The organism is Neisseria sp. P0021.S005 (genome assembly GCF_051956955.1).
Genome location: NZ_JBQCWY010000306.1, coordinates 1 through 3,580 on the forward strand (window position 1 = coordinate 1; position 3,580 = coordinate 3,580).

3 protein-coding genes and 1 tRNA gene are annotated in these 3,580 nt (G+C 47.6%); 1 reads left to right on the forward strand and 3 read right to left on the reverse strand.

The features are described from left to right. Positions 1 to 41: 41 nt before the first annotated feature. Positions 42 to 500 carry an RrF2 family transcriptional regulator gene (locus ACTHUE_RS13195; protein WP_004518811.1) on the forward strand — a complete coding sequence of 153 codons (459 nt, stop codon included), beginning with the start codon at positions 42 to 44 and terminating at the stop codon, positions 498 to 500. A 540-nt stretch (positions 501 to 1,040) separates the two neighbouring features. Here ACTHUE_RS13195 and ACTHUE_RS13200 read toward each other — a convergent pair. The 3 genes from ACTHUE_RS13200 to ACTHUE_RS13210 all read right to left on the reverse strand — a co-directional run. Beyond that, positions 1,041 to 1,116 (reverse strand) — tRNA-Ile (locus ACTHUE_RS13200). Between the two features lie 93 nt (positions 1,117 to 1,209). Continuing rightward, positions 1,210 to 2,061 (reverse strand): dihydropteroate synthase, encoded by an 852-nt coding sequence (folP, locus tag ACTHUE_RS13205; RefSeq protein WP_070695213.1) that lies wholly within the window; start codon positions 2,059 to 2,061, stop codon positions 1,210 to 1,212. Between the two features lie 83 nt (positions 2,062 to 2,144). Beyond that, the coding region (locus ACTHUE_RS13210) for an electron transfer flavoprotein-ubiquinone oxidoreductase (protein WP_440423681.1) at positions 2,145 to 3,580 on the reverse strand (1,436 nt) is incomplete at its 5' end.

Genomic DNA, 3,580 nt, shown 5'->3' on the forward strand with positions numbered 1-3,580 from the left:
TACGCTTTTGACATATAATAAAAATATCTAAAGAGCCAGCCATGTATCTGACCCAACATACCGATTACGGATTGCGCGTATTGGTTTATACCGCCATCAACGACGACACCCTCGTCAATATCGGCACTATTGCCGAGACTTACAATATTTCCAAAAGCCATTTGATGAAAGTGGTTACCTCATTAGTCAAAGGCGGTTTTCTGGTCAGCGTGCGCGGCAAAGGCGGCGGTTTGCGCTTGGCAGACAATCCTGAAAACATCAATATCGGTGCAGTGGTACGCCATCTTGAGCCGATGCAGGTTGTCGAATGCATGGGCGACAACAACGAATGCCTCATCACCCCATCCTGCCGACTGACCGGTATCATCACCGGTGCCATCAAAGCCTTCTTCAATCATTTAGATCAATACTCACTGCAAGATCTGCTGGACAAGCCGACTTACGACATACTTTATACACCGCGCATCCCAATCAACGAAATACGCGGAACGGCCGACTAAATCTTCAGGCCGTCTGAAATAAAGATTTTCAGACGGCATTGGTTTACAAAACATTCTACAACTTAAATAGCTGACTTTCATTTGATAGGTTATTTTTTATACTAAATATGTTGAATATAAGACAACAGAAAAACCCAAAATAAGAATAATCATAGCAACCGTAAAATTTATTCTTAATATTTTCAAATAAAATTTATTGGATATTTTTTGTATTCCAAATAGCACTCTGAAAAATTTAAATTGCATACTTCCAATAAATAGATATTCAAAAAAACCTATATCTACCCCTTCTGATTTTAATATTTTATATACTATTACTGAATTAATTATAATTGCAATAAAATACAAAAATACTAAACAAAACAGAAAATAAGGCAATAACTCCACCAAACTACTCCTTCTTTTTTAAAAAGAATTTTCCCTAAAAAATATATTGGACGACATAACCGAATTTCTATACTCGACATTATATTCCAACCCTTCACAAACCAATAAATACAAAAATGCCCGAAGCCAAAAGCCTCGGGCATTTTTAATATTTGGTGGGTCCGGTGGGTTTCGAACCCACGACCAAGGGATTATGAGTCCCCTGCTCTAACCCCTGAGCTACAGACCCGTCAAGAGTAGATGCGGATTATAGCATAACTTGTTGCTTGTTCAAGATGCCGAGCAAATGTTTCAGACGGCCTGTTGGTTTTCTATTCGGGCATTATGCCGATACGCCCAATGCTTCCCAAACTTTCAAAGCGTCCGATGTTGCTTTGACATCGTGAACACGGATGATTTGCGCGCCTCTAGCCACTGAGGCCAAAGCAGCTGCGACGCTGCCGTGTACGCGTTTGGCGGCATCTTGTTCGCCTGTCAGTTCGCCAATCATACGTTTGCGCGATACGCCGATCAGAAGGGGGAATCCGGTTGCTTCCATCAATTCAGGCAAATGTTTTATCAGGGTGATGTTGTGTTGCAGGTTTTTGCCGAAACCGAAGCCGGGGTCCAGCGTGATGCGTTCAGGGGCAATGCCTGCTTGAACGCATTCTGCCGCGCGTGCTTTTAAATAGCGCGCGACCTCTTCGACGACATCTTGATATTGCGGATTAAGCTGCATGGTTTTGGGCAAACCCTGCATGTGCATAAGACACACGCCCGTCTTCGGCTGTTGCGCCAACAAGGCGACTGCGCCTTCATCACTCAATGCGGCAACATCGTTGATAATATCGACGCCGCCTTGTGCCAAGGCTTTTTCCATAATCGCCGTACGGCGCGTATCCAAGCTGACGGGAACATTCCACTTGGCCACTTCCACTAAAACCGGCTGCACCCTGGCCCATTCTTCTTCGAGAGAAACATCATCCGAACCCGGGCGGGTAGATTCGCCGCCGATATCGAGAATATCCGCGCCGTCTTTCAGCAGCTGCTCGGCATGTGTCAATGCTATTGAGACATTTTGCGAATAGGTGCCGCCATCGGAAAATGAATCGGGGGTCAGATTGACGATGCCCATGATTTTCGGTTTGTCCAAGGCGATTTCAAATCGGCCTGCCTGCCAAATGCGTGTGTTCATAATGCTTCCATTGATGAAATAATAGGATAGAGGCCGTCTGAAATTTTTCAGACGGCCTTTAGGTTTTAACTTCAAACAGTCAATTACATTCCGCCGTAATTCGGACCGCTTGCGCCTTCGGGGCAAATCCAAGTGATGTTTTGCGTCGGGTCTTTGATGTCGCACGTTTTGCAGTGGACGCAGTTGGCAGCGTTGATTTGCAGGCGCGGACTGCCGTTTTCTTCGACGATTTCATATACGCCGGCCGGACAATAGCGGGTTTCGGGCGAGGCGTATTCTTTGTAGTTTACGTCTATCATGACTTGCGGATTTTTCAGTACCAAATGGTCGGGCTGGTTTTCTTCGTGCGCAAGGTTGGCAAGGAAGACGCTGCTCAAACGGTCGAAAGTCAACACACCGTCGGGCTTCGGATAATCAATCGGCTTGCATTCGGCGGCTTTTTTGAGCTGCTCGTTGTCTTTGCCGTGATGTTTCAAGGTCCACGGGGCTTTGCCTCTGAAAATCATTTGGTCGATGCCGGTATAGATTGAGCCGAGGTAAACGCCCCATTTAAATGACGGACGGACATTGCGCGCGGCGTAAAGCTCTTGATACAGCCAGCTTTGTTCAAAACGTTGCTGATAATCCGCCGCCTCTTTGCCGCTGTCGAAGCTTTCCACTTCCTCGAGGTTTTCCAACATAGGGAACACGGCTTCTGCGGCAAGCATGGCGGATTTCATGGCCGTATGAATGCCTTTGATGCGCGGCATATTCAGGAAACCCGCCGCATCGCCGACCAAAACGCCACCTTTAAACGAGAGTTTCGGCAGGCTTTGCAAACCGCCTTCAATCAACGAACGCGCGCCATAAGCGATACGGCGGCCGCCTTCAAAGGTTTTGCGGATTTCAGGATGGGTTTTGAAACGTTGGAACTCTTCAAACGGCGACAGATAAGGGTTTTGATAATCTAAGCCGACCACAAAACCGACAGCGACTTTGTTTTCATCAAAGTGATAAATAAACGAGCCACCGTAGGTTTTGCTGTCCAACGGCCAGCCTGCGCTGTGCATGACCAAACCGGGCTGATGTTTTTCAGACGGCACTTCCCAAATTTCTTTAATGCCCAAGCCGTAAGTTTGCGGTTCGCTGTTTTGGTCGAGCTTGAATTGTTCAATGACTTGCTTGGAAAGCGAGCCGCGACAGCCTTCGGCAAACAGGGTTTGCTGCGCCCAAAGCTCCATGCCGGGCTGAAATGAATCGGTCGGTTCGCCGTCTTTGCCCACACCCATATTGCCGGTCGCAATGCCTTTGACCGAACCGTCTTCGTGATACAGCACTTCGGCGGCGGCAAAGCCCGGATAGATTTCCACGCCCAAATTTTCCGCCTGCTCTGCCAACCAGCGCACGACTTCACCCAAGCTGGCAATATAGTTCGCATGGTTGTCGAAATTCGGGGTAACCGGCAAGTTGAAGGCTTTTTTCTCGGTCAGGAACAAAACCCTGTCCTTCGTCACTGTACGCGTCAGCGGCGCGCCTTTTT

Coding starts and splice junctions, on each gene's coding strand:
- ACTHUE_RS13195 (WP_004518811.1), top strand. CDS start 42: ATGTATCTGACCCAACATACCGATTACGGATTGCGCGTATTGGTTTAT.
- folP (WP_070695213.1), bottom strand. CDS start 2,061: ATGAACACACGCATTTGGCAGGCAGGCCGATTTGAAATCGCCTTGGAC.